The organism is Spongiactinospora gelatinilytica, from assembly GCF_003236385.1.
Taxonomy (GTDB): Bacteria; Actinomycetota; Actinomycetes; order Streptosporangiales; family Streptosporangiaceae; genus Spongiactinospora; species Spongiactinospora gelatinilytica.
Genome location: NZ_POUA01000708.1, coordinates 1 through 1,458 on the forward strand (window position 1 = coordinate 1; position 1,458 = coordinate 1,458).

A 1,458-nucleotide genomic window follows, 5' to 3' on the forward strand; every position below is an offset into this window, starting at 1 on the left:
GGGGCGAAGCGGGGGTGGAGGTGGTGGTCACAGCTTTCACCGCTTTCGTGATGTTGAGTGTTCCGGTCAGATACCGCGCGCAGGCCGTGCCCCTGCCCGTTTCGTGAGTTTCGTCGCGGCCCTCGTCTCGGTCCTGGCCGGGGCCGGCGAGCGGGTCGCAGGGATCGGCGGTGGCACCTCGCCGATCGCGATCAGGTCCGGCTTGCCGCCGTCGCGGAGTCGCAGGCCGGCCAGCAGGGCGGCCACGCCGGCCACGATCGGGGCGGCCAGGCTGGTACCGCTCATCGTCGCCCTCCCGCCGCCGGGCACCGCGACCGGTATCTCATGCCCGGGCGCGAGCAGGCCCTGGCGGCGGCTGATCGGCCCGAAGTTGCTGAGCGGCAGCGGGCGGCTCGCGTCGTCGCAGGCGCCGACCGCCAGCACTCCGGGCAGCGCGGCGGGCACATGGTCGCACAGAGAGCCGTCGTTACCGGCAGCGGCCACCACCAGCACCCCCCGAGTCATGACAGCGGCGCACCGCCCGCGTCAACGCGTCTTGGGCCTCACCGGCATCGACGAGCTGACCACCGCTGATGTTGATCACCTGCGCACCGGCATCCAGCGCCAGGTCGAATGGCACGGGCCAAATCCGACTGGGAGGCACGACGTCGGCCGGTGAAGACCGGCACGCTGATCGCCCGGCAGCCGGGCGCCACCCCCGCCACCCCGGCGACCGACCCGTTGTGCCGGGCGAACAGCACACTGACCACGGCCGTGCCATGCGCGGCGGCGGCATCGCCGGTGGAGCCACCTGGCCACAGCTCGCGTAGCTGGGTGAGGTCTCCCCCGCCGAAGACCGGATGCGCCCTATCGACCAGGCCGTCGATCACGGCCACCGCGATCCGGTCATCGCCTGTGGCCATCTGCCACAGCGCGGCCAGGCCCGCGATCGCGGCAACCTCGCCCATGCTGCACGCCTTTCAGGGGAAGATGGTCTTGCGCCTGATCTGCCGGTGGGTGAGCGCCTGCGAGGCGCGACGCTCACCCGGGGGCCGCCTACTCGTCGCCGTCGTCAGCGAACGGTTTCGGGTTGCACAGGCCAGTGGGGTCCCTGTGGGACTGCTCGACGCTCGCGTGCTCCACGGCGGCGGTGCCGCCGACCGTCCGCTCGACCGGGGCGGCGAGCACGGGCATGGTGCTGTCCGTCATGGTGTGAACCTCCTGCTGGTGGCGGGCGCCTTCACCCACCTCATGACTGGTGCGGCGCGGACGGGGACTCGGCCGGTGGGTCGCTCTGATCCGGGCGGGCTCCACATCCACTTTCGCTACTCAAAGTAGTGTTACGAATACCGGAAGTGACGTAGTGTGATGGTGGGGCGATCCTGGCCTATTGACACGGAATCGGCATCACCTGTCACACGTGCACGTCGCCCGCACCGTCCATTGAATGCGACACGCCCCGCGTCCGCCCCCTCATGC

General features: G+C 70.9%; 3 protein-coding genes. All 3 read right to left on the reverse strand.

All coding sequences use genetic code 11. The features are described 5' to 3' along the window. Positions 1–66: 66 nt before the first annotated feature. The 3 genes from C1I98_RS38800 to C1I98_RS42350 all read right to left on the reverse strand — a co-directional run bounded on the left by C1I98_RS38800 (position 67) and on the right by C1I98_RS42350 (position 1,188). On the reverse strand, positions 67–504 hold the full coding sequence (locus C1I98_RS38800) for a S8 family serine peptidase (protein WP_111172174.1): 438 nt from the start codon (positions 502–504) through the stop codon (positions 67–69). 38 nt (positions 505–542) lie between these two features. Continuing rightward, the gene (locus C1I98_RS38805; RefSeq protein WP_111172175.1) at positions 543–947 is read right to left on the reverse strand and encodes a S8/S53 family peptidase; all 405 of its coding nucleotides are present in this window, start codon (positions 945–947) and stop codon (positions 543–545) included. Between the two features lie 88 nt (positions 948–1,035). Then, on the reverse strand, positions 1,036–1,188 hold the full coding sequence (locus C1I98_RS42350; protein ID WP_158558400.1) for a hypothetical protein: 153 nt from the start codon (positions 1,186–1,188) through the stop codon (positions 1,036–1,038). Positions 1,189–1,458: the final 270 nt, after the last annotated feature.